The organism is Arthrobacter cupressi (assembly GCF_900099975.1).
Classification (GTDB): Bacteria; Actinomycetota; Actinomycetes; order Actinomycetales; family Micrococcaceae; genus Arthrobacter; species Arthrobacter cupressi.
This window is the reverse complement of record NZ_FNEI01000001.1, coordinates 51,571-72,772: the sequence shown is the minus strand read 5'-3', so window position 1 is coordinate 72,772 and position 21,202 is coordinate 51,571. Positions and strand designations below refer to the sequence as shown.

Sequence of the window (21,202 nt, the reverse complement as noted above, 5' to 3'; positions counted from 1 at the left end):
GTCCCATCACTTCCCCGCCTGGCACCGGCTGGCCCGGCAGCGCCCGCGGCCGCCGTCACGGACTGCGGCGCCCTGCCTCCGGGCCGGGCACATCAAGCGTCCTCAATGAATGGGAAGCGATCAGGATGCAAAGAAAAACACGTGCGCAAATCGGCGTCGGATTAGCCGTCTTTGCGCTGGCCCTGAGCGGCACCTCCGCCGCCCGGGCAAACCTCGCCGGAAGCAGCTTCGATGCTGCGGACGGCAACCTCGTCGTCGATGACGAGGCCAAGGACTGGGCCAACGTCGGCATCGACTGTCCGCCCGGCACCGTCCTGGGTTGCGCAATTGACAAGCCCACGGGCCAGACGGACGACTCGTTCGGCAACGGCACCAAGGAAGACGACGCCGTCCCGAGCGTGATCGACGGCTCCATTCCGAACAACAAGAGCGATCTTCTCCGCTTCTACACCCGGCTCATTCCGGAAAACGGCGATGATTTCCTCTACCTGGCCTGGGAGCGCGTCCAGGAACCGAGCGGCACAACCAACATGGACTTCGAGTTCAACCAGTCCAAGGTGCTCTCCGCGAATGGTGTCACCCCGGTCCGTACCGCCGGTGACGTCCTGATCAAGTACGACCTCTCACAGGGCGGCGTGAACCCGATCCTTGGCTACCACCTCTGGGTGACCACAGGTAACGCGCGCACGGTGTGTGAAGCATCGAACACCGTGCCTTGCTGGGACAAGGTCCACAGCCTGACAGGGTTCTTTGAAGGCTCAATCAACTCCGGTCCCGTCGTTGATCCCATTGCCCCGGACGCCCCCCGCACCCTGAGCACGCGGACCTTCGGCGAAGCTGCCATCAACCTGACCGATGCCGACATCATTGAACCAGGGGCCTGCCTCCCCTTCGCATCCGCCTACTTGAAGAGCCGCTCGTCCGACTCCTTTACCGCGGCCGTGAAGGACTTCATCGCCCCGATCAGCGCCGGTGAATCCCGGTGTGGAACGATCAACGTGGTCAAGCAGGATGACGACAGCCCGGCCTCCGCACTCCAGGGTGCCGTCTTCACGCTGTACAACGACAATGCCCCCGTGGGCGGAACCCTCGGTGCCGAGGACACAGCCACAACCACCACCTGCACCACTGGTGCTGATGGCAAGTGCTCCTTCACCAACATCCCGGTGGGCAGCTACTGGGTAGTGGAAACCACGACGCCTCCCGGCCACGACACCGCGGCCCCTCAGGCTGTCACGGTGACCGGCGGTTCAACGGTGACCCTTACCTTTGTCGATCCACGCGACTTCAAGATCATTGTCCTCGTGTGCAAGGAAGCCAATAACTCGCTCTACCCGAGCACGGTTACCGTTGACGGCGTGGACAAGACCTCGCTCGCGGCGGCGCCTGCCGGCCTGACAGCAGCACAGCTGTGCGGCCTGGGCGGGGCAGCCTATGACGACAAGAGTTACGGAAACCACCCGGCGAACGTCAACATCCCACAGTAGCGATCCCTGATCCGCTCACGCGGTTTACAGCAGACCGCCATGGTGAATCCGCGTTGGACCCCGGCAAGCGCTGGGGTCCAACGTTTTGTCCGCACGGCGCCGGGCCTCAGCCACGGCGCGCCTTTGCGACAGTTTCCGGGCCGAACAAGTATTCCGCGGCGGTCGCCCGCACCACCTCGCTGACCGTATCCAGCAGGGATGAGGACGTCCGCCATCGCTGCCAGTACAGGGGAACGTCGAAGGGGCGGTCCGGGGCCAGCTGGACCAGGCGCCCGGCGTCGAGCTCCGGCCGGGATTGGATTTCGGGGACCAGTGCCCAGCCCAGGCCGAGGCGGACGGCGTCAAAGAAGTCTTGCGACGCCGGCACATAGTGCCGCGGCCCCCGCGCCGGCCGCTCCGCGCGGCTGCGCGACTTCTTGAACAGGCTCCCGAGAAAGGCGTCCTGGTAGGTGTCTTTCCTGTCGAAGTCGACGCCGGGTGCAGCGTTCAGCAGGAACGGGTCCGGCAGCCCGCCGTCGCCGAAGCCCGGCAGCCACCGTTCCAGGAAATCCGGTGCGGCCACGGCCCGGTAGCGCATGATGCCCAGCGCTTCCACCCGGCATCCCTGTACCGCCTCGGGGGTGGCCGTTACCGCCGCCATGACATCACCCGAACGCAACAGCCCTGCCGAATGCTGTTCGTCGTCCCGGCGGAGGTCGAAGGCCACGTCCAGCCCTGCGGGCATCCTCGCCAGTGCGCGAAGGAACCATACGGCCAGGGAATCGGCATTGACGGCAATGGGGAGGGCGTGGTGGCCCGAGCCGCCGACCGCCAATCCCAGCTCCCGCCCGGCGTCTTCCTCGAGTTGCGCCATCTGCCTGGCCAGGCGCAGCACCACCTCCCCCGCCGGAGTTGCTTCGACCGGGTTGCTGCGCCTCAGCAGCACCTGGCCGGCACCGTCCTCCAAGGCTTTGAGTCGTTGGGAGACCGCGGATGCGGTGACATGCAGCCGCCGCGCCGCGGCTTCGAGCGTTCCTTCACTGACCACGGCGGCGAAGGTATGCAGTTGCTCGGAAGAAAAGCGGCCCATAAGAAGATCTTACTGAAGCTTAGAATCTTTAGCTGGTCTAAGCTGTGCTCCGCCCGTAGCGTCGATGGGGTGGACATCAGCGGAATCATTCAAGCAATCATCCTGGGCCTGGGCACCGGACTTGCCCTCATCGTTGCCATCGGGGCACAGAACGCCTTCGTCCTGCGCCAGGGGCTCCTTGGCCGGCACGTGGGGCCCGTGGTCGCGGCCTGTGCATTGTCCGACGCCGCGCTCATCGCTGCAGGGATCTGCGGCATGGGCGGACTGGTCACCGCCGCGCCCGTCGCCGTCGTGGTGCTGCGCTACGTGGGGGCCGCGTTCCTGCTGTGCTACGGCGTCATGGCGGCGCGGCGTGCCCTTCGCCCGCAGGCCCTGCTTCCCGCGGAAGCCAACGATGAGAAACTGCCCGCAGAATCACTGGCTGCAGAAGCGCCGAACGCGGGGAACGGGCCCGCACGGATGGGGTCCCCGGGGCCCGGGTCGACAGCCCTCGCAACCAAAACCCGCGTCAACCGCCTGGCCCCGGTCCTGGCTACGATCCTGGCCCTGACCTGGCTCAACCCGCACGTCTATTTGGACACGGTGGTCCTGCTGGGCTCGGTGGCCAACGCCCAAGGCGGCAGCCTGCAGTGGTGGTTCGGCGCCGGAGCGGTGCTGGGCAGCATCCTGTGGTTTTGCGCGCTGGGCTTCGGGGCCCGCCTGCTGCGGGGGTTCTTTGCCCGTCCCGCCTCATGGCGGATCCTCGACGGCGGTATTGCCGCCACGATGATCGCGCTGGCGGCAGGCCTGGTGCTGGGAAACTGACGCCGGGCGGCGTCAGGCCACCAGCCGCCCTTCACGTGCGGCCGGGACGGCGTCCACCGTGGCCCAGGATGCCGGGGCGGAGAGTTTGGAGTCCGCAAAGCGCTCGGCCTCGGCCAGGTGGTCGAAGGTCTCGTGCCCGAGGCGGCCCGATTCCGCATCGAGGTAATGGACGTGGTATTCGGTCCCGTGGTCGGTCTTCGGTGCTGCTTGCTTGGTCATGGCTCCAGTGTGGAACCAAGCACTGACAATTTTTGCCCTCCCGTTCCGGCGTGTCCGCATCCCGGCGGCCGGCGGTTCCGCCACCTGGATATTTCTCCCAACAAGCTTCCAGCAAACACACAGTTACTGGGAGGACCATGAATGCATGAAGAAAAACGGTCCTGAAGCCAAGCTCCTCGTTGTCGATGACGAACCCAACATCCGGGAACTGCTTTCCACATCGCTGCGGTTCGCGGGCTTCGACGTCGTCGCCGCAGCGAACGGACGCGAGGCGCTGGCCGCCGTCGAGCAGCATGCTCCCGATCTTGTGGTCCTGGACGTCATGCTTCCGGACATGGACGGATTTACCGTGACGCGGCGCCTGCGGGCGTCCGGCAAACACTTCCCGGTCTTGTTCCTGACTGCCAAGGATGACACCGAGGACAAGGTCACCGGCCTCACGGTCGGCGGGGATGACTATGTCACCAAGCCCTTCAGCCTCGACGAGGTGGTGGCGCGGATCCGTGCCGTGCTGCGGCGGACGCAGCCGATGGAGGATGACGACGCGGTGATCCGGGTGGATGACCTGGAGCTCGACGACGACGCGCACGAGGTCCGCCGCGGCGGCACCGTGATCGAGCTGTCGCCCACCGAGTTCAAGCTGCTCCGCTACCTGATGCTCAACCCGAACCGGGTGCTTTCCAAGGCGCAGATCCTGGACCATGTCTGGGAATACGACTTCAACGGCGACGCGTCGATCGTGGAGTCCTACATTTCCTACCTGCGCCGCAAGGTGGACATTGACCCCGATTCGGCAGGCCTTATCCAGACCAAGCGCGGCGTGGGCTACGTGCTGCGGACGGCGGAGAAGCGCTGACCTTGAGCGATCGTTGGAAGTCGGCTTCGCTGAAGTCGCAGCTCGTGGCCATCATCATGGGCCTGCTGCTTCTGGCGCTGGCCGCAACGGGCGCCGGAACCCTGACCCTGGTGCGCAGCTACCTGCAGGACCAGGTGGATGACAAGCTGCGCACCGCCGTCGAAATCGCTCGCCAGCAGCGTTCCTTCGACAAGCTCTCCGAACCCAACCCGGCCGTCCCCACCGACTACTCCCTGATGCTCCTGAGCCCGGGCAGTCCGCCGTACCCCTTCGGGGGCAACAAGGACATCCACCCGGATATCGAGAGCATCACCCCGGAGGCCGCCCGGTCCTACGGGCTGCAGCCGTTCCAGGTGCGCGGCACGGACGGTAACAACTGGCGCGTCGTCGCGGTCGCCGTCGTCGATACCAGTACGGGGCAGAACGCGGTGGTGGTCGTGGGGCTGCCGCTGACCCCGGTGGACAAGGTCATGGAGCACGCCACCCTGGTGGTGGTCGGCGTCGGGCTGCTGACGCTGGTGCTGGCCTTCTTCATCGCCACCTGGACGGTGGGCCGGTCCTTCCGGCCCTTGGTGCGCGTGGAGAAGACAGCGGCCGCCATCGCGGCGGGCGACCTGTCCCGCCGCGTCGACATCGAAAACCCCGCAACGGAGGTGGGCCGGCTGAGCGCATCCTTGAACGCAATGCTTGCCCACATCGAAAGATCGTTTGCGGCGAGAGCCGCCTCGGAGGCGCGGATGCGTCGCTTCGCGGCTGATGCCTCGCATGAGCTGCGCACTCCCCTGGTCACCATCCGCGGTTTCTCGGAGCTGTACCGCCATGGCGCCCTGGCCACGCCCGAGGACGTCGGGACGGCGATGGGCCGGATCGAAAGCGAAGCCAAGCGCATGGGGTCCATGGTCGAGGACCTGCTGATGCTCGCCCGCCTGGACGAACAGCGGCCGCTGCAGCTGCACCCGGTGGACCTGCGACTGCTGGCGAACGACGCCGTGGTGGACTCCCTGGCGAATTCGCCCGGGCGGGCGTTCTCGCTCACCGGGATCGACGGCGGACCGGCCACGGCGGCTCCAGTACTGGGCGATGAGGCGAAGCTCCGGCAAGTGCTGGGCAACCTGGTGGGCAACGCGCTCCGCTACACTCCCGAGGGCAGCCCGGTGGAGATCGGCGTCGGCGTCCGCCGCACGGAGGGCGGGGATTTCTCGGTCCTGGAAGTGCGGGACCACGGCGCGGGTGTCCCTGTGGAGGAGCGGTCGCGGATCTTCGAACGCTTCTACCGCGCCGATACTTCGCGGACCCGCGAAACCGGCGGCAGCGGACTGGGACTGGCAATTGTTTCGGCAATCATCACCTCGCACGGCGGGACAGTGCGGGTGGAAGACACCGACGGCGGCGGGGCCACCTTGGTGGTCAGCCTCCCCACAGCCAGCGGGCCGGCCGGCCGGGGTCCTGCCGGGCAGGGCGCCGGCGAGGGCAAGAATGCAGCGGACGCGGCTGCGGGAACCGCATCCTGACCCGCCCGTCACCCCCCGTGTGGTGCCCCTGTTCGACCGCGGTAATGGAGTTGTCCACATAACGGCGCTGTCCACATAACGACTCTGTCCACATAACGGCCCTGGGCTCTGGAGGGCCGCCATAGCCGGCCCTAGGCTCGTTGGCGTGGACCACAGCCAGCCGCATTAGCGGACCCGCCAGAGTCGAAAGGCAACGCCATGAGCGTCATTTCCGTCGATACCGAATTGCTCCAGTTGAAGTCAACCAACGTCAAGGCGACGGAGGACCGAATCAGGGCAGACGTCCAGGCCATGAAGCGCGGGCTGGATGAACTCGATGCCACGTGGAAAGGCACGGCTGCCACCAATTTCCAGAGCCTCATTGCCGAATGGACACTGACGCAAAACAAGGTGGAAGCATCACTGGCCTCCATCAACCTCGCGCTGTCGACGGCGGCTGCCGCCTACCTGCAGACCGAGCAGGGGAACACCCAGAGGTTCAGCTACTAGGCCATTCAGCCACTGGGCAGTGCAGCTACTGGGCGTTTCAGCTCCCGGGCAGTTCACGCTCCCAGCCGCTGCACCTCCGCCCGCGCAAGCTCTGCGGGGCCGGGCCATCCCCCAGGCCGGCCCCGCAGTTTCACATCGCCCGCGGCCGCATGTTCTGGTTCTCGCCCCGGCCGCATGTTCTAGTTCTCGGGCGTGCCTCGGTGCTAGTTCTCGGGCGTTCCCTGGTGGAAGCGGAGGCGCCACTGGCCGCGGTCGAGCAGCCAGAGCGAACTGCGCAGGGAGGCACCCGAACGCGACAGGCTGCGGTAGTTGAGCAGCATGGAGTTTTCGCTGAGACGGTCGGCGCTCAGGAGCTCCACCTCGATGGCTTCTCCGGGATCTTCCTCGAGGGCCATCAGCATCGCGTCCCTCGTCCAGTAGCGGCCGGAGCTGCCGATCTCGGCGAAATCAGGGTGCAGCAGGACGCCGATCCTGCCGATGTCCGCCCGCACGTCAGGGCGCAGGAGTTCCCGTTCCAGGGCAAGCACCACGTCCTCGGCCGGAGGACCGCCGGAGGGCAGGATTTCGTCGTCGAGTTCGCTGAAGAGGTCGGCCTGCCCGAAGATGCCGGACTCCCCGAAAAGGGCCGGCTCCGCGTGCAACTGGCCAGTCGCCGCGCGTGTGGGGGCTGGAGGTGCTGTGGGGGCTGGAGGTGCTGCGGGGGCTGGTGCACCGGCTGCGGAGCCCGGTGCCGCGGTGGGCGTTGATGCGCCGCCTGCCGCCACGGGCTGCAGGGCGCCAGGGAAGCCTGGGCCTACCGGCGCCGGGCTTCCCTGCTGGTACGCCAAGGCCACGGCCCGGGCGCGCTCGTCCGCGGCTTCGTTGAGGTCGTGGCCCGCATGCCCCTTGACCCATTCGAAGGTGTACCTGCGGCCCACGATGGCCTGGTCGATTTCTTTGAGCAGGTCCACGTTGAGCACCGGCTTGCCGTCGGCCTTGCGCCAGCCTTTCCGCTTCCAGCCGGGCATCCATTTGGTGATGCAGTTGATGACGTACTGGCTGTCGCACAGGATCCGGAGGTCTTCCTGCGGCAGGTGGGCGGTGGAGCGGAAGAGATCCAGCACCGCCATCAGTTCGCCCTGGTTGTTGGTGCCGTGCGGCCAGCCCCCTGCCTGCCAACAGGAGTCGTCAATGTACCAGGCCCAGCCGGCAGGCCCGGGATTGCCGAGGGCGGAGCCGTCGGCGGCAGCAATAATCGTCATGCCTTCAATCCTGCCAGACGGGACAGACAGCGAAACCCGGCAGCGCTGGAGTCCCCACTCCCGGGAATACGGGCGAAGGCCGCGGACATGGGCAGAGGGAAACGCCGGGAAACGCCAACGGCGGCCTCCACCGAAGTGGAGACCGCCGTCGTCGTAACACGGAGTGGCTGAGCGCTTAGAAGCCGCCCATGCCGCCCATCTCGTCGGCGCCGGGGCCTGCCGGGGCAGCCTTCTCAGGCTTGTCGGCAACAACGGCCTCGGTGGTCAGGAACAGACCGGCGATGGAGGCAGCGTTCTGCAGGGCAGAGCGGGTGACCTTGACCGGGTCGTTGACACCGGCGGCCAGCAGGTCCTCGTAAACGCTGGTGGCAGCGTTCAGGCCGTGGCCGGAAGGCAGGCCGCGGACCTTGTCGACCACGACGCCGGGCTCGAGGCCGGCGTTGAAGGCGATCTGCTTCAGCGGAGCGTCGATGGCAACCTTGACGATGTTGGCGCCGGTTGCTTCGTCGCCTTCGAGCTGCAGGTTGGCGAATGCCTTGGCACCGGCCTGGATGAGGGCAACGCCACCACCGGCGACGATGCCTTCTTCAACGGCAGCCTTCGCGTTGCGGACGGCGTCCTCGATGCGGTGCTTGCGTTCCTTGAGCTCAACTTCGGTTGCGGCACCGGCCTTGATGACTGCAACGCCGCCGGCCAGCTTGGCCAGGCGCTCCTGCAGCTTCTCACGGTCGTAGTCGGAGTCGGAGTTCTCGATCTCGGCGCGGATCTGGGCCACGCGGCCGGCGATCTGCTCGGCGTCGCCGGCACCTTCGACGATGGTGGTCTCGTCCTTGGTGACAACAACCTTGCGGGCCTGGCCCAGCAGTTCGAGGCTGGCGTTCTCCAGGGAGAGGCCGACCTCGGAGGAGATGACCTGGCCACCGGTGAGGATGGCGATGTCGGCGAGCTGGGCCTTGCGGCGGTCACCGAAGCCCGGAGCCTTGACGGCGACGGACTTGAAGGTGCCACGGATCTTGTTGACGATCAGGGTGGCCAGGGCCTCGCCCTCGATGTCTTCGGCGATGATCAGCAGCGGCTTGTTGGACTGCATGACCTTCTCCAGGACCGTGACGAGTTCCTTCACGTTGGAGATCTTCGAGTTGACGATCAGGATGTACGGGTCTTCGAGGACCGTTTCCTGGCGCTCTGCGTCGGTGACGAAGTAAGCGGAGATGTAACCCTTGTCGAAGCGCATGCCCTCGGTGAGCTCCAGCTCCAGGCCGAAGGTGTTGGACTCCTCGACGGTGATGACACCTTCCTTGCCCACCTTGTCCAGGGCTTCGGCGATGAGGCTGCCGATTTCGGAGTCGCCGGCGGAGATCGATGCGGTGGCGGCGATCTCTTCCTTGGTCTCGATTTCCTTGGCGGAGTTCAGCAGTTCGGCGATGACGGCGTCAACAGCCTTCTCGATGCCGCGCTTGAGGGACAGCGGGTCGGCGCCGGCAGCAACGTTGCGCAGGCCTTCCTTGACCAGGGCCTGGGCGAGCACCGTAGCCGTGGTGGTGCCGTCGCCAGCGACGTCATCCGTCTTCTTGGCAACTTCCTTGACCAGCTCGGCGCCGATCTTCTCGTACGGGTCGTCGAGTTCGATCTCCTTGGCGATGGAAACACCATCGTTGGTGATCGTGGGGGCGCCCCACTTCTTTTCCAGGACGACGTTGCGGCCACGCGGGCCGAGGGTGACCTTGACGGCGTCGGCGAGGGTGTTCAGACCCCGCTCGAGACCGCGGCGTGCCTCTTCATCAAATGCAATGATCTTGGCCATAACGGCGGTAGTCCTTTCGGGACAGTCGATAAGAAGGTGCCTTGAAGGGGTGCCCGCGACGGACGGCCCGTTTCCTTGCGGCCTCTGTATGCCGCGCAGTCTGGACCTCACCTCAACAAGGTTTTCTTGATCCTCCTGGCCACTGCGGCCCCTTCGACGGCCGGAACCGGCGAAGGATTAGCAGTCAATGCCAGTGAGTGCTAAGTCAATAATTAGCACTCACCCGGGGAGAGTGCAAGCAGGCGGCGGGCCGGACGGTGCCCGCCGGGCCCGTGTTCGCCAGCGGTGATCATCCGCAGTTCAGGACGCCGGTGCGCGCGTGGCCGTTTCCTTGCCCTCCATCGTGGCCCTGTTGTCCGGGCCATAGCCGAAAACCATGTAATTCGCGGAGGTGATGTCGCCGTTGGCGTCGAAGCCTATGGCACCGGATTCGCCCTCGTAATCCGGCGTCTTGCCGGCCTCGAGGACTTCCATGCATGCCCGGTAGCTGCCGCAGGCGGCCCGCTCCTCCGTTCCGGCATCCTGGGGCCGGACTCCGCCGGACACCGTGGTGAGGAGCGCGGCGATGGATGCTCCGCCGTCGTCCTCTGCAGCAGCGGCGGCAACGGCCGCAAGGTTCACGGCGTCAAACGCCTCGGCCGCGAACGTCAGGTCCTTCAGCCCTGGGTCGGTCCCCACCAGCGCGTTCTGGAAATCGGTCCCCGGGAAAACCCCGGGCAGCACGCCGCGGGCACCGTCCAGTCCGCGGGCGCCCAGTTCGCCGCCATACTGGCGGACGGCGCCGTCGCTGAGCAGCAGCTTCTTTCCCGAGATTCCCGCGTTGAGCAGTTCGGCGAGGGCCGCTTGAGCGCCACGCCGGGCAACCACGACGACGGCGTCCGGCGCCGCGTCCTTGAACGCCGCCACCGCGGACCCGGCTTTGCCCTCGGCGAAGCCGGCCGTCGGCAGGACTTCCAGGCCAAGCCGCCGGGCGGCGTCCGCCACGGCTACGGCAACGTCCTTGCCGTAGCCGGTGTCCTCGTGCATCACGGCAAGCCGTCCGGCCCCGCCCTCGTGGGCAAGCTTCGCCAATACGCTTCCCTGGGCGGAGTCGGCCGCCGCGGTGCGGAAGTAGTATCCGCCGCTCTTGTAGCCGCTCAGCACGGTGGCCGTGTTGGCCGGCGAGATCACCGGCACCTTGGCACGGGAAAGGACGTCGATCACGGCCGGTGCGTGGCTCGAATCGCTGGGTCCGATCACGACGTCGGCACGGGCGTCCAGCAGGGACCGCGCCTGCGCTCCGGCGTCGCGGGTGAATTCGGCGGCATCGGCTCCGACGTCCGCCGGGAGCAGTTCCACCGGCTGGCCCTTGTGCCCGCCGGCGGCGTTGATCTGCGCGACGGCGAGTTTCGCCGCAGCAAGCTGCGAGGGGTTCAGGAACGCGGACTCGCCGGTGTTGTCCAGGATCAGGCCGATCCTCAGGGTGCCGTCGCCGCTGGCCTCCACGGAATCCAGGCGGGCGTTGCCGCTCGGCGCCGCACACGCCGAAATGGCGAGAATGAGTCCCGGCACAAGGGCCAGGGCCGCGGAACGCCAGCGGAGCGTCAATGGCACTAGATCAACCGGACGCTCTCGGCCTGCGGACCTTTCTGGCCTTCGCCGAGTTCGAATTCCACCCGCTGGCCCTCTTCAAGGGCACGGAAGCCGTCCATCTGGATGGCGGACCAGTGCACAAAGACGTCGTCCCCGGTGTCATCGACGGTGATGAAGCCGTACCCTTTTTCGGCGTTGAACCATTTGACGGTCCCCAAAGCCATGTTCCCCACACTTTCAATTCGCGTGCCGTGTCCGGGATCTCCGGAGCGGCTTCCACCTACTGTAACCAAGGTCACCGCTGCGGGGAGCCGTCAGGGCGGTGTCAGGGACCAATGTTATTCAGGCGTAACCGGGTCAGTTGTAGCCGGGCCCGAGGACGACGACCACCGGCACCTGGTACTGCGCAGTGTCGAGCAGTTCGCTGATGCCCAGGAGCTTGCCAAGGGCCTCCGCGTTGCCTTTCTGTTCCGGGCCGTTGTAGAAGATCGCGGACCCCTGCTGGGGTACACCGCTCCAGTTCCCGACGTCGGAGAGCGTCCAGCCGTCGTTCTGGACGGTGGTGGACACCCGGGCCGCGAGGCCGCTGACCCCGGCGCCGTTGTAGACAGCCACCGGGGTGGTCTTGTCCACGGTGTCCGCACCCGGCGTCGGGGACGGGGTGGTGCTGGGCGTTTGGCCGGCGCCCGGCGTTGGGCTGGCGCTGGGAGACTGGCTGGCGGAGGCCGAGCCGGACGGGCTTTGCTGCGCGGACGGCGCCTGCGTCGCGGACGGGCCCCGCGAGGCCGAAGGGGCGGATTTGGGCAGGACCAGGAAGGCCGTCAGGCCGACCACCAATGCCAGGGCGCCGAGGACCAGGACCGGCCACAGGGCCGGGCGGGAAGGCGGCGTGACAACGCGGTGGACGCCCTGGCGCGAGGAGTTCTGCGGCACACGGTCGAATTCATCGCGGGCGAATTTGGTCATGATGAAGCGGTGTCCTTGCTGCTTGCTGCTGGAATCAGCCCTGCACCCAAGCGCCGTGGCTCAAGCGTCAGATCCGAGGCGGCGGGCCGTGCGGGCGCGCTGCCGTGACGTACGTAGTCTACGCAATCTCTTCACTAGCATGGGGTCGTGCGCCAGCGCCTCCTCCGAGTCAATGAGGGCGTTGAGGAGCTGGTAGTAATGCGTGGCGGAGAGATCGAACAGTTCGCGGATGGCCTGTTCCTTGGCGCCTGCGTACTTCCACCACTGGCGTTCCAGGGCCAGCATCTGCTGTTCGCGCGCACCGAGCGGGGAGTCGCTGCGGACCCCCGCGGTGAGCTCATCCAGCGCCCACCCGTCGGCTCCGGGCGCCATGGGTTCCTGCGCGGGCTCTGCCACGGCACACTCCTTCGACGCTTGGCTACACAATCCCTCCCCATGGTAACGGGCGAATAACAGCAGTGTCATTTAGCCGGGCCGTTTCACCGGCAGACCCTGCACGGGAAGAATGGAGCCGTGGGTAGCGACGACGCATTGTTTGAATTGGAAACCGGAAGCAGCTCAGCGGATTTCGAGGAGCTTCGCAATCTGCCGCTGTCCGGGCTCGTGGCGCCGGACTGGGCCGCCGCGCTGGCTCCCGTGGATCGGGAACTGCGCGAGGTGCTGGGTTTCGTCGCGTCCGAGGCGGCCCGGGGCACCGAAGTCCTGCCCGCCGCCGCGGACCTGCTGCGCGCTTTCCGCCAGCCGCTTGCCGGGGTCAAGGTGTTGATCCTGGGCCAGGACCCCTACCCTACGCCTGGCCACCCGATCGGGCTTTCCTTCGCCGTCTCGGGACGTACCAGCCCCCTCCCCCGGAGCCTGGCGAACATCTACCGCGAAATGGAGACCGACCTCGGACTGCCGCCGCGCACCCACGGCGATCTCAGCGCGTGGAGCCGGGAAGGGGTCCTGCTGCTGAACCGGGTGCTGAGCGTCGCCGCAGGAGCCGCCGGATCCCACCGGGGCAAAGGCTGGGAAGCCATCACGACGGCGGCCGTCACCGCCGTCGTGAACCGCCTCGCTCCGGACGGGAAGCGGAAGCCGCTGGTCGCCATTCTCTGGGGCAAAGACGCCGCGGCGGTGCAGCCGCTCCTTGACGGGACGCCGTCGATCTCGTCCGCGCACCCGAGCCCGCTGTCCGCGTCCCGTGGTTTCTTCGGCTCGCGGCCTTTCAGCCGGGCCAACGAACTGCTGGCCCAACAGGGAGCAGGCCCGGTCAATTGGGAGCTGCCTGCGAGGCCTTAGCGCCGCGTAGGTCCCTTCCCAACGCTCGCAAGCTCGCGTCGGGGCCCCCGGAAGAACGCTTGGTTCGCATGGGCCACAGCGACTTAGCTTAGGCTTAGCTATGTGACTTTCCTCCCGGCCGCTTCCTCCGCCAACCGCACGTCCCGCCCGCAGGTCAACCTGACCGTGCTGCGCACCGAACAGCTTTCGCCGCACATGGTGCGGATCATCGCCGGCGGCCCGGGATTCGCGGACTACGCGAACAATGACTTCGTGGACCGTTACGTCAAGATCGTCTTCCCGCAGCCGGACGTCGCCTACGAGGAGCCGCTGGACCTGTGGCGGATCCGCGAAACCATGCCCCGCGAGCAATGGCCCTACACCCGCACCTACACCATTCGCCTGGTGGACGAGGAGGCGCAGGAACTGGCGATCGACTTTGTGGTCCACGGCGACGAGGGCCTCGCCGGTCCGTGGGCCCTGCAGGCGCAGCCTGGCGACAGCCTGGTCTTCACCGGGCCGGGCGGTGCCTACAACCCGGACCCCGACGCCGACTGGCACCTCTTCGCCGGCGATGACGCCGCCCTGCCCGCCATCGCCGCGTCGATCGAATCCCTCCCCGCCGATGCCCGCGGCCTGGCGTTCCTCGAGGTGGACAGCGAACGGGATGTCCTTGAGATCAAGGCGCCCGCCGGCGTCGAACTCTCCTGGCTCTTCCGCGAGGGCGTGCCTGCCGGGTCGGGTTCCGTGCTGCTGGACGCCGTGCGCGACGCCGATTGGCTGCCGGGCCGGGTCCACGTGTTCGCCCACGGGGAGCGCGGCTACATGAAGGGCCTGCGCGACATATTCTTCCGCGAGCATGAATTGGAGCGCGGCCAGGTGTCGCTCTCCGGTTACTGGGCTCAGGGCAGGGTGGAAGACCAGTTCCAGGCCGAAAAGAAGCTTCCCGTCGGCCAGATCCTCTAACGGCCGGGACCTCTGGCGCCCGGATCCCCTAGCGCCGGCGGCGGATGCGGCGGCGCTCGTTGCTGGCGAGGTTCTTCGTCAGCGGGCGCGCCAGGTTGTCGCCGAGGACGATGCCGGCCGCCGTGGCCAGGACGATCGCACCGGCGTTGAGCATGCCGCCGAAGCCGGCCAGGATGTCCGCTTCCTCAAGGGTCAGGACATACATGGAACGGAATATTGTCAGGCCCGGCAGGAGGATCAGCGCCGCCGGAACGGCCACCACCAACTGCGGAGCGCCAAGCCTCAGCGCCACGATGCGGGCCAGCAAGCCGATCACCACCGCTGACAGGGCCGGGGACAAGCGGTTCCCCATGCCCACATACGAGGCGCCCCACAGCACAAAGAACCCCACGAGTCCGACGGCTGCTGTGGGGACCAGCAATTTGAGCTGGGTCTGCTCGGTGATGCCGATGGCCAGCACGGCGACGCCGATCAGGAGCGCTTGCGCCCACAAGGGATAGGCGTCCGGGAAGGTCTGGGTGACGTCGATGGCCCCGGTACCCAGGCGGTCACCCAGGACGAGGGCGATGGCGATACCGGCCACGATTGCGCCGAACGTGAGGATCGTGGAGAGGAAACGCCCGGCCGCCGTCACCGGGAAGCCGTTGATGGCGTCCTGCACCGAGGAAACAAGCCGCCCCGTGGGCAAGAGCAGGAGGATGCCTCCAGCCACCACGATCGACGGCGCAATGTCCGCGCCGGCCCACCGCAGCATGACGGCAATGAAGGTCACCAGGAAGGCGCAGGCGGCCGTCACGTAGAAGTCCGGGGTCCGCCAGCGGCCAAGCTGCCGGGCGAGCAGGCTCACCAGCAGGTTGGAGGCGAAGGCCAGCGCGGAAGCGCCCGGCCCTCCGCCCAGCACGCCCACGAAGGCCGCCGCGAAGACACCAAACGCCACGGTGACCATCCAGCGCGGGAAGGGTTTGCTCTTGCGGATGATGTCATTCAGGCGCCGGACGGCTTCGTCCCTGCCGACGCCGCCGGCCACGATGTCCGTCACCAGCTGGTGCACCTGCGCCAACCCGGCGTAGTTGTTGGTCCAGGAGCGCACCACCCGAATCAGGGTGACGGGGGTCTGGTCCTTGGGCGAGTAGTTGATGGCCACCGACTGGTTGGTGATGTCCACCTCGATGTACTTCAGGCCCAGCGATGCGGTGACCGCGATGATGCTGGTCTCCACTTCGAGGGCACCGGCACCGTAACGGAACATCGTCTCGGCCAGGTGCAGCGCGAAGTCGATGGTCTTCCGGGCGGAGGCGTCCACCCCGCCCACCTGGATGGTGGGGTTCGCGTAGGGGCTGCCGGCGAGCCGGTCCACGATGTTCAGCGGCGCCGTCGGCGGGTTCTCGCCCTGCACGAGGCGCCGGAGCATCCGCCTGGCGTTGATGTTCTGCTGCACCTGGGAGGGGCGGATGGGCTGCGTCTTGGGCAGCCCGTCCGTCTGGGGCCTGTTGCCTGCAGCCGACTGGTGGTCAGGGCGGTCGGTCACGCGGGTACTTCCTCCAAAAACGGCGGCCGTCAACGGGCCAAGCGGCAGGTGCTGCTCCTGCGATTCTAGTAGAACTGCTGGCCCGTGCGGCGCGTGTAGAGCTGGCGGGCGATCCGCTCGCCGGCCACGGTCCAGAGCTTGTACATCAGGGGGTTGAGCACCTGGTCGTAGCAGCCCACGAAATCCGTGACCGTTTTGCTGAAGCTGGTCTTGAACAGCCCGAGGCCGTGGAACGGATGGGAACTGTCCTTGACCTTGTCCGCCGGGGGCGTGCCGCAGAAGTCGTACTCGGTGCAGCCCAATTCCTTGACCTGATTGATGGCGGTCCACTGCACCAGGTGCGAGTCACCGTACTGGCTGCGCTTCTGCAGGGAACCGCCGTCCTTGTAGGTGCCTTTGCGGCCGTAGTTGATCACGAAGGCTCCCACGGAGGGGACACCGTTTTCGTAAACGAACAACAGCCGGCCCTGGTCGCGCTTGATGAAGTTGGTCCAGAAACGGCTGTAGTAGTCGTATTCACGGACCCGCACCTGGGACTTGGCTTCCACCGTGTTGGTCATGAGCCCGTACATGGCGCGGAAGTTCTCCTCCGTGGGGTCCACGTTGAGCACCTCAACGCCTTCGCGGATGGCCCGGCGCACGGCGTTGCGGCCGCGGGAGTGGAGGGTACGCAGCAGGGGCTGTTCGTCCGGGGAAATGTCCAGCAGGGCGGTCGAGTCGTTCGGCTGCAGGTTGGGGGTCTTCACCAGTCCGGTGGCCTCGATGGCCGTGCGGGCTTCGTCCGAGAGCACGATGTCCGGTTCGATCTTGATCGCGAACACACCGGCCTTGGTGCGCTTGACGAATTCGGCGTTGGCCCGGACGATGCCCGCGATGTCCGCTACCTCGGCAACGTCCGGTCCCTTGATGAGGTACCAGAGCTTGCCCAGGACCGGGAAGGACTTTTCCAGGACCAGGTTGTAGCTGGTGTAGTCCGGGCCCTCGTAGACCAGGTGCAGCGGCTTCCAACCGTAGTGCTGCTTCACCTCGGCGAAGGCCTCGGACTGCAGGAGGTTTCCGCCGTTCGGGTTGGCTGTCACCAAGGCGTCCCAGTTGGCAATTTCCTCGGCAGTGGCAAAGCGGGCGGTGAATTCTCGCAAGGGGGCCATGTCCAATCAGTCGCGTGCAGGAGAAGCGCAGCCACAAGTCTATCGGCACCCGACGACGCCGCCCGCCGGGCGTCCCGCCTACAGCCTGATCTGGTCCGCGCTCTCCAGGTAGACGGCCTTGGGCTTCTCCCCCAGGGCGCGCTGCCCGCGGGCCAGGCGGTCGGCGTCGACCAGCCCGTCCAAGGGCAGTCCCGTCAGGTCGGCGATGTCCTGGATGGGCACCTGGAAGGTCCGGAACGGGCCAAGCGGCGGCGGCTCGTCCTCCAGCAGTCGCCTCCGGGTGGCCTTCTCCAGCTCCACTTTGTCGAGCAAGGACGTCTGGTCCACCACAAAACCCACGGCACCGAGCTCGGCGTCGTTGGTCCACGCGGCGATCTTCCAGAACTTCCGGGGCACCTGGACACCCCGGTACGGCGGATCGTCGTCCCGGAAGACCGGACCGGTGAAGACGCTCAGCCGGGCATCGAAAGTGTCGGCATGCCCCAGCACGTGGTCCTCAAGGCCGACCCAGAGCTCCTTGCCCTGGTTGAAGTCATCGATCTGCGGCGCCGCGTTGGTGAACGCGAAGGTGTCCTGGTTCGCCTTCTTGGCGGTGACGGCATCGCCCCACACCGGATCCAGCCGGCGCACCAGGTGCCCGCGGTCGAAGGCGTTGTTCTTGTACACCTCCGGCCCGGCCTGCTGCTCCTTGGGCACCCGGGGATCGAAATGCCACGTCCCTTCGCGCGCCAGCGGATCCAGTTCGCGGCCATTGATGTTCACCCCGACAATGGCCGCCAGTTTGCGGTCAGGGCGCAAGCGCACCGAAAAATGCGTGTAGTCCAAAAGGACCGTCTCTACCGACGCGACGGGCAGCTCAAGGCCGGCCCGCAGGAACCCGCTGTCATATCCCCAGCTCATGGGAAAAGCATGGCACCCACCCCTGACGATAAACAGGGGTCAGACAGCAAACAGCCTCAGCACTCCACAACGTTGACGGCCAGGCCGCCCATCGCGGTTTCCTTGTACTTGGAGCTCATGTCCTTGCCGGTTTCCCGCATGGTGACGATGACCTCATCCAGGGAGACCCGGTGCGAGCCATCGCCCCATAGGGCCATCTTGGCGGCGTTGATGGCCTTCGCCGCGGCAATCGCGTTGCGTTCGATGCACGGGATCTGCACCAGGCCGCCGATGGGGTCGCACGTAAGGCCCAGGTTGTGCTCCATGGCGATTTCGGCGGCGTTTTCCACCTGCGCCGGGGTGCCGCCCATGACCTCCGCCAGGCCGGCCGCAGCCATGGACGACGCCGAACCGACCTCGCCCTGGCAACCCACTTCTGCCCCGGAAATGGAGGCCTGTTCCTTGTAGAGCACGCCAACGGCGCCGGCCGCCAGCAGGAACTTCACGACCACATCGTCGCGGTCCTCCTGGCTGGCCTTGTCCATGCCCGGGGCGAAGTGCAGGGCGTAGTAGAGCACGGCCGGGATGATACCCGCGGCGCCGTTGGTGGGCGCTGTGACGACCCGGCCGCCCGAGGCGTTCTCCTCGTTCACGGCCAGGGCGATCAGGTTGACCCATTCCTGCCAGTACTTGGGGTCGTTGTCCTTGTCCTCCTTGAGGAGGCGCTCGTGCCAGTCGGGGGCCCGACGGCGGACCTTCAGTCCGCCGGGAAGCACGCCTTCGCGCTTGATGGACTTTTGGACGCAGCCTTCCATGACGGACCAGATGTGCAGCAGGCCTTCACGGATTTCCTCCTCGGAGCGGGAGGCGAGCTCGTTGAGGAGCATGATTTCGGAAATGCCCAGCCCCTTGGAGGCGCAGAAGCCGAGGAGTTCGGCGGCGGTGCGAAACGGGAGCGGGAGTTCCTGCTTGGACTCGTCCAGTTCCTTCTGCGCCGCGTCCTCTTCCCCTTCGCGCACGATGAAGCCGCCGCCCACGGAAAAGAACGTGGCAGCGTGCAGCACCTCGCCGTCGGCATCGCTGACGGTGAAGGTCATGCCGTTGGTATGGCGGGGAAGCACGGTGAGCGGGCGCAGCACCATGTCGGATACGCCGTACGGCAGGGCCACGCCGCCGTCGGGTTCCTGGGAACCGGCCAGGTGCAGTGTGCCGGTCTCGGCGATCGCGGCCAGGCGCTCCTCCACCTCCTCCGGCAGGATCACCTCGGGGTAGTAGCCCTCCAGGCCCAGTAGGATGGCCGTCATTGTCCCGTGGCCGTGCCCGGTCGCGGCGAGCGAGCCGTACAGGTCCACCCGCAGGGAGGCGGCCTTTGCAAGGGTGCCGCTTTCCTTCAGTTCCTCCGCGAACACCGCGGCAGCCCGCATCGGCCCCACGGTGTGGGAGCTCGAAGGGCCAAGGCCCACGGTAAAGAGGTCAAAGACGCCAACAGCCATGTCGGTTCCTAACTAGATGGTTACTTCTCGGGTTCCGTTGGAACCGGCATCCTCCGCGTGCTCGGTCGCAAAGACGCCCGCTGCGCGGACGTGATGCTCCCTTGGACGCACGCTTCCGGATACCGGCCCCAACGGTTGCCAACAGCACGTCGTGTGGAACGGCATGCTGTTGGCTTGGAAGGTGGTTGGCTGTCAGCCGAGGTTGGCGACAGCCGGGTAGAGCGGGTGCGCTTCGGCCAGGGCTTCGACGCGATGGCGCAGGCCGGAGAGGTCTGCGCCGGGTTCGGCGATTAGCGCTTCGGCGATGATGTCGGCCACTTCGCGGAAGGCAACTTCGCCGAAACCGCGGGTGGCCAGTGCCGGCGTGCCGATCCGCAGGCCGGAGGTGACCATCGGCGGGCGCGGGTCGAAGGGCACGGCGTTGCGGTTGACGGTGATGTCGATCGCGGCGAGCCGGTCCTCGGCCTGCTGGCCGTCGAGTTCACAGTTGCGCAGGTCCACGAGCACCAGGTGCACGTCGGTGCCGCCGGACACCACGGAGATGCCTTTGGCCACGACGTCCGGCTGGACCAGGCGCTCGGCCAGGATCCGGGAACCGGCCAGCACGCGTGCCTGGCGCTCCTTGAACTCCTCGGACGCGGCGATCTTGAAGGCCACGGCCTTGCCTGCGATCACGTGCTCCAGCGGGCCGCCCTGCTGACCCGGGAAGACGGCGCTGTTGATCTTCTTGGCGATCTCGGCGTCGTTGCTCAGGATGATGCCGCCGCGCGGACCGGCGAGGGTCTTATGCGTGGTGGAGGTGGTGACGTGGGCGTGCGGAACCGGGCTCGGGTGCAGGCCTGCCGCGACGAGGCCGGCGAAGTGCGCCATGTCCACCATCAGGTAGGCGCCCACCAGGTCCGCGATCCGGCGGAACTCGGCGAAGTCCAGCTGGCGGGAGTAGGCGGACCAGCCGGCGACGATCAGGGCCGGCTTGTGCTCCAGGGCCAGTGCCTCGACCTCGGCCATGTCCACGGTGTGGGTGTCTTCGCGCACGCCGTAGGGCACCACGTTGTACAGCTTGCCGGAGAAGTTGATGCGCATGCCGTGGGTCAGGTGGCCGCCGTGGGCCAGGTTCAGGCCCATGATGGTGTCGCCGGGCTTGATGAGGGCGTGCATCACGGAAGCATTGGCCTGCGCACCGGAGTGCGGCTGGACGTTGGCGTATTCGGCGCCGAAAAGGGCCTTGACGCGGTCGATCGCGAGCTGCTCGATGACATCCACGTGCTCGCAGCCGCCGTAGTAGCGCTTGCCCGGGTAGCCTTCGGCGTACTTGTTGGTCAGGACCGAGCCCTGCGCCTGCATCACGGCCACGGCGGTGTGGTTCTCCGAGGCGATCATTTCCAGGCCACCACGCTGGCGGCCCAGTTCGTCGTCGATCTTCGCGGCGATTTCCGGGTCCAGCTCGGACAGCAGGGCGTCGAGGGACGGGGACACGACCTGCTCGAAAGCGGTGGTTCCTGCTGCGGCGCTCACAGTTCGCCTCCGTTCTTGGCTGCGTATTCTTCGGCGGAGAGCAGCGGGCCGTCGGACACGGCGGCCACCTTGAAGAGCCAGCCGGAGCCGTAAGGGTCGCTGTTGATGACGGCGGGGTCGTCGACGGCGGTGGTGTTCAGTTCCGTGACCTCGCCGGTCACCGGGGAGTACAGGTCCGAGACGGACTTGGTGGACTCGACCTCGCCGCAGGTTTCGCCGGCGGTCACGGTGGAGCCGACCTCGGGCAGGTCGACGTAGACGATGTCGCCGAGGGCGTCAGTGGCCACGGCGGAGATCCCCACGGACACAACGTTGCCGTCTTCGCGGGCAACCCATTCGTGTTCCTCCGAGTACTGGAGTCCAGCTACAACTTTTGCCATGTTCTTTCCTTTATG

21 protein-coding genes are annotated in these 21,202 nt (G+C 66.8%); 7 read left to right on the top strand and 14 right to left on the bottom strand.

Translation table 11 applies throughout. The features are described from left to right. Positions 1-125 precede the first annotated feature (125 nt). Positions 126-1,487, top strand: coding sequence for a prealbumin-like fold domain-containing protein (locus tag BLP88_RS00340; protein ID WP_074586011.1), 1,362 nt, complete (start codon positions 126-128; stop codon positions 1,485-1,487). Between the two features lie 106 nt (positions 1,488-1,593). Here the strand turns inward: BLP88_RS00340 and BLP88_RS00335 are convergent, their stop codons facing one another. Next, positions 1,594-2,556: a LysR family transcriptional regulator ArgP gene (locus tag BLP88_RS00335; RefSeq protein ID WP_074586010.1), complete on the bottom strand. Its 963-nt coding sequence runs from the start codon at positions 2,554-2,556 to the stop codon at positions 1,594-1,596. 75 nt (positions 2,557-2,631) lie between these two features. Here BLP88_RS00335 and BLP88_RS00330 point away from each other — a divergent pair, with 75 nt between their 5' ends. After that, the gene (locus BLP88_RS00330) at positions 2,632-3,360 is read left to right on the top strand and encodes a LysE/ArgO family amino acid transporter (protein ID WP_074586571.1); all 729 of its coding nucleotides are present in this window, start codon (positions 2,632-2,634) and stop codon (positions 3,358-3,360) included. A gap of 12 nt (positions 3,361-3,372) precedes the next feature. On the opposite strand, the gene BLP88_RS00325 is transcribed toward BLP88_RS00330, so the two are convergent. Further along, entirely contained in the window at positions 3,373-3,579 is a 207-nt protein-coding gene (locus tag BLP88_RS00325; RefSeq protein WP_074586009.1) for a hypothetical protein, read from the bottom strand. Positions 3,580-3,724: 145 nt separating this feature from the next. On the opposite strand from BLP88_RS00325, the gene BLP88_RS00320 reads away from it, so the two are divergent. The 3 genes from BLP88_RS00320 to BLP88_RS00310 all read left to right on the top strand — a co-directional run bounded on the left by BLP88_RS00320 (position 3,725) and on the right by BLP88_RS00310 (position 6,435). Continuing rightward, positions 3,725-4,435 carry a response regulator transcription factor gene (locus tag BLP88_RS00320; RefSeq protein WP_074586008.1) on the top strand — a complete coding sequence of 237 codons (711 nt, stop codon included), beginning with the start codon at positions 3,725-3,727 and terminating at the stop codon, positions 4,433-4,435. Positions 4,436-4,491: 56 nt separating this feature from the next. Further along, positions 4,492-5,946 carry a sensor histidine kinase gene (locus BLP88_RS00315; RefSeq protein WP_074586570.1) on the top strand — a complete coding sequence of 485 codons (1,455 nt, stop codon included), beginning with the start codon at positions 4,492-4,494 and terminating at the stop codon, positions 5,944-5,946. 198 nt (positions 5,947-6,144) lie between these two features. Next, complete coding sequence (locus BLP88_RS00310) at positions 6,145-6,435, top strand: WXG100 family type VII secretion target (protein WP_074586007.1); 291 nt, start codon at positions 6,145-6,147, stop codon at positions 6,433-6,435. A gap of 203 nt (positions 6,436-6,638) precedes the next feature. Here the strand turns inward: BLP88_RS00310 and BLP88_RS00305 are convergent, their stop codons facing one another. From BLP88_RS00305 to BLP88_RS00280, 6 genes are all read right to left on the bottom strand, one after another. Next, on the bottom strand, positions 6,639-7,676 hold the full coding sequence (locus BLP88_RS00305) for a ribonuclease HI family protein (protein ID WP_074586006.1): 1,038 nt from the start codon (positions 7,674-7,676) through the stop codon (positions 6,639-6,641). Positions 7,677-7,851: 175 nt separating this feature from the next. After that, positions 7,852-9,480 carry a chaperonin GroEL gene (gene groL / locus BLP88_RS00300; RefSeq protein ID WP_074586005.1) on the bottom strand — a complete coding sequence of 543 codons (1,629 nt, stop codon included), beginning with the start codon at positions 9,478-9,480 and terminating at the stop codon, positions 7,852-7,854. Between the two features lie 300 nt (positions 9,481-9,780). Then, entirely contained in the window at positions 9,781-11,073 is a 1,293-nt protein-coding gene (locus BLP88_RS00295; RefSeq protein WP_245679718.1) for an ABC transporter substrate-binding protein, read from the bottom strand. Next, positions 11,073-11,276 carry a cold-shock protein gene (locus BLP88_RS00290; RefSeq protein WP_074586003.1) on the bottom strand — a complete coding sequence of 68 codons (204 nt, stop codon included), beginning with the start codon at positions 11,274-11,276 and terminating at the stop codon, positions 11,073-11,075. Before BLP88_RS00290 ends, BLP88_RS00295 begins: the two co-directional genes overlap by 1 nt. Positions 11,277-11,409: 133 nt before the next feature. Further along, positions 11,410-12,018, bottom strand: coding sequence for a LytR C-terminal domain-containing protein (locus tag BLP88_RS00285; RefSeq protein ID WP_074586002.1), 609 nt, complete (start codon positions 12,016-12,018; stop codon positions 11,410-11,412). A gap of 60 nt (positions 12,019-12,078) precedes the next feature. Next, positions 12,079-12,414 carry a DUF3263 domain-containing protein gene (locus BLP88_RS00280; RefSeq protein ID WP_074586001.1) on the bottom strand — a complete coding sequence of 112 codons (336 nt, stop codon included), beginning with the start codon at positions 12,412-12,414 and terminating at the stop codon, positions 12,079-12,081. A gap of 117 nt (positions 12,415-12,531) precedes the next feature. Between BLP88_RS00280 and BLP88_RS00275 the strand changes: the two genes are divergently transcribed. Then, on the top strand, positions 12,532-13,299 hold the full coding sequence (locus tag BLP88_RS00275; protein WP_074586000.1) for a uracil-DNA glycosylase: 768 nt from the start codon (positions 12,532-12,534) through the stop codon (positions 13,297-13,299). A 102-nt stretch (positions 13,300-13,401) separates the two neighbouring features. Continuing rightward, a complete protein-coding gene (locus BLP88_RS00270) occupies positions 13,402-14,244 on the top strand; it encodes a siderophore-interacting protein (RefSeq protein WP_074585999.1) in 843 nt (280 codons plus the stop codon). Between the two features lie 28 nt (positions 14,245-14,272). Here BLP88_RS00270 and BLP88_RS00265 read toward each other — a convergent pair whose 3' ends face one another. The 6 genes from BLP88_RS00265 to gcvH all read right to left on the bottom strand — a co-directional run bounded on the left by BLP88_RS00265 (position 14,273) and on the right by gcvH (position 21,187). After that, positions 14,273-15,772 carry a threonine/serine exporter family protein gene (locus tag BLP88_RS00265; protein ID WP_074585998.1) on the bottom strand — a complete coding sequence of 500 codons (1,500 nt, stop codon included), beginning with the start codon at positions 15,770-15,772 and terminating at the stop codon, positions 14,273-14,275. A 65-nt stretch (positions 15,773-15,837) separates the two neighbouring features. Further along, positions 15,838-16,920, bottom strand: coding sequence for a lipid II:glycine glycyltransferase FemX (locus BLP88_RS00260; RefSeq protein WP_175453456.1), 1,083 nt, complete (start codon positions 16,918-16,920; stop codon positions 15,838-15,840). 78 nt (positions 16,921-16,998) lie between these two features. Then, a complete protein-coding gene (locus tag BLP88_RS00255) occupies positions 16,999-17,820 on the bottom strand; it encodes a DNA/RNA non-specific endonuclease (protein WP_074585997.1) in 822 nt (273 codons plus the stop codon). A gap of 56 nt (positions 17,821-17,876) precedes the next feature. Further along, a complete protein-coding gene (locus BLP88_RS00250) occupies positions 17,877-19,292 on the bottom strand; it encodes an L-serine ammonia-lyase (protein ID WP_074585996.1) in 1,416 nt (471 codons plus the stop codon). A 192-nt stretch (positions 19,293-19,484) separates the two neighbouring features. Continuing rightward, positions 19,485-20,807 carry a serine hydroxymethyltransferase gene (gene glyA / locus BLP88_RS00245; RefSeq protein ID WP_074585995.1) on the bottom strand — a complete coding sequence of 441 codons (1,323 nt, stop codon included), beginning with the start codon at positions 20,805-20,807 and terminating at the stop codon, positions 19,485-19,487. Beyond that, positions 20,804-21,187, bottom strand: coding sequence for a glycine cleavage system protein GcvH (gcvH, locus tag BLP88_RS00240; RefSeq protein WP_074585994.1), 384 nt, complete (start codon positions 21,185-21,187; stop codon positions 20,804-20,806). Before gcvH ends, glyA begins: the two co-directional genes overlap by 4 nt. Positions 21,188-21,202: the final 15 nt, after the last annotated feature.

Excerpts from the sequence above, each read along its gene's own strand:
- BLP88_RS00320 (WP_074586008.1), top strand. The coding sequence starts at position 3,725 with ATGAAGAAAAACGGTCCTGAAGCCAAGCTCCTCGTTGTCGATGACGAA.
- groL (WP_074586005.1), bottom strand. The coding sequence starts at position 9,480 with ATGGCCAAGATCATTGCATTTGATGAAGAGGCACGCCGCGGTCTCGAG.
- BLP88_RS00250 (WP_074585996.1), bottom strand. The coding sequence starts at position 19,292 with ATGGCTGTTGGCGTCTTTGACCTCTTTACCGTGGGCCTTGGCCCTTCG.
- BLP88_RS00305 (WP_074586006.1), bottom strand. The coding sequence starts at position 7,676 with ATGACGATTATTGCTGCCGCCGACGGCTCCGCCCTCGGCAATCCCGGG.
- BLP88_RS00310 (WP_074586007.1), top strand. The coding sequence starts at position 6,145 with ATGAGCGTCATTTCCGTCGATACCGAATTGCTCCAGTTGAAGTCAACC.
- BLP88_RS00260 (WP_175453456.1), bottom strand. The coding sequence starts at position 16,920 with ATGGCCCCCTTGCGAGAATTCACCGCCCGCTTTGCCACTGCCGAGGAA.
- BLP88_RS00285 (WP_074586002.1), bottom strand. The coding sequence starts at position 12,018 with ATGACCAAATTCGCCCGCGATGAATTCGACCGTGTGCCGCAGAACTCC.
- BLP88_RS00335 (WP_074586010.1), bottom strand. The coding sequence starts at position 2,556 with ATGGGCCGCTTTTCTTCCGAGCAACTGCATACCTTCGCCGCCGTGGTC.
- BLP88_RS00290 (WP_074586003.1), bottom strand. The coding sequence starts at position 11,276 with ATGGCTTTGGGGACCGTCAAATGGTTCAACGCCGAAAAAGGGTACGGC.
- BLP88_RS00340 (WP_074586011.1), top strand. The coding sequence starts at position 126 with ATGCAAAGAAAAACACGTGCGCAAATCGGCGTCGGATTAGCCGTCTTT.
- BLP88_RS00325 (WP_074586009.1), bottom strand. The coding sequence starts at position 3,579 with ATGACCAAGCAAGCAGCACCGAAGACCGACCACGGGACCGAATACCAC.
- gcvH (WP_074585994.1), bottom strand. The coding sequence starts at position 21,187 with ATGGCAAAAGTTGTAGCTGGACTCCAGTACTCGGAGGAACACGAATGG.
- BLP88_RS00315 (WP_074586570.1), top strand. The coding sequence starts at position 4,492 with ATGGGCCTGCTGCTTCTGGCGCTGGCCGCAACGGGCGCCGGAACCCTG.
- BLP88_RS00255 (WP_074585997.1), bottom strand. The coding sequence starts at position 17,820 with ATGAGCTGGGGATATGACAGCGGGTTCCTGCGGGCCGGCCTTGAGCTG.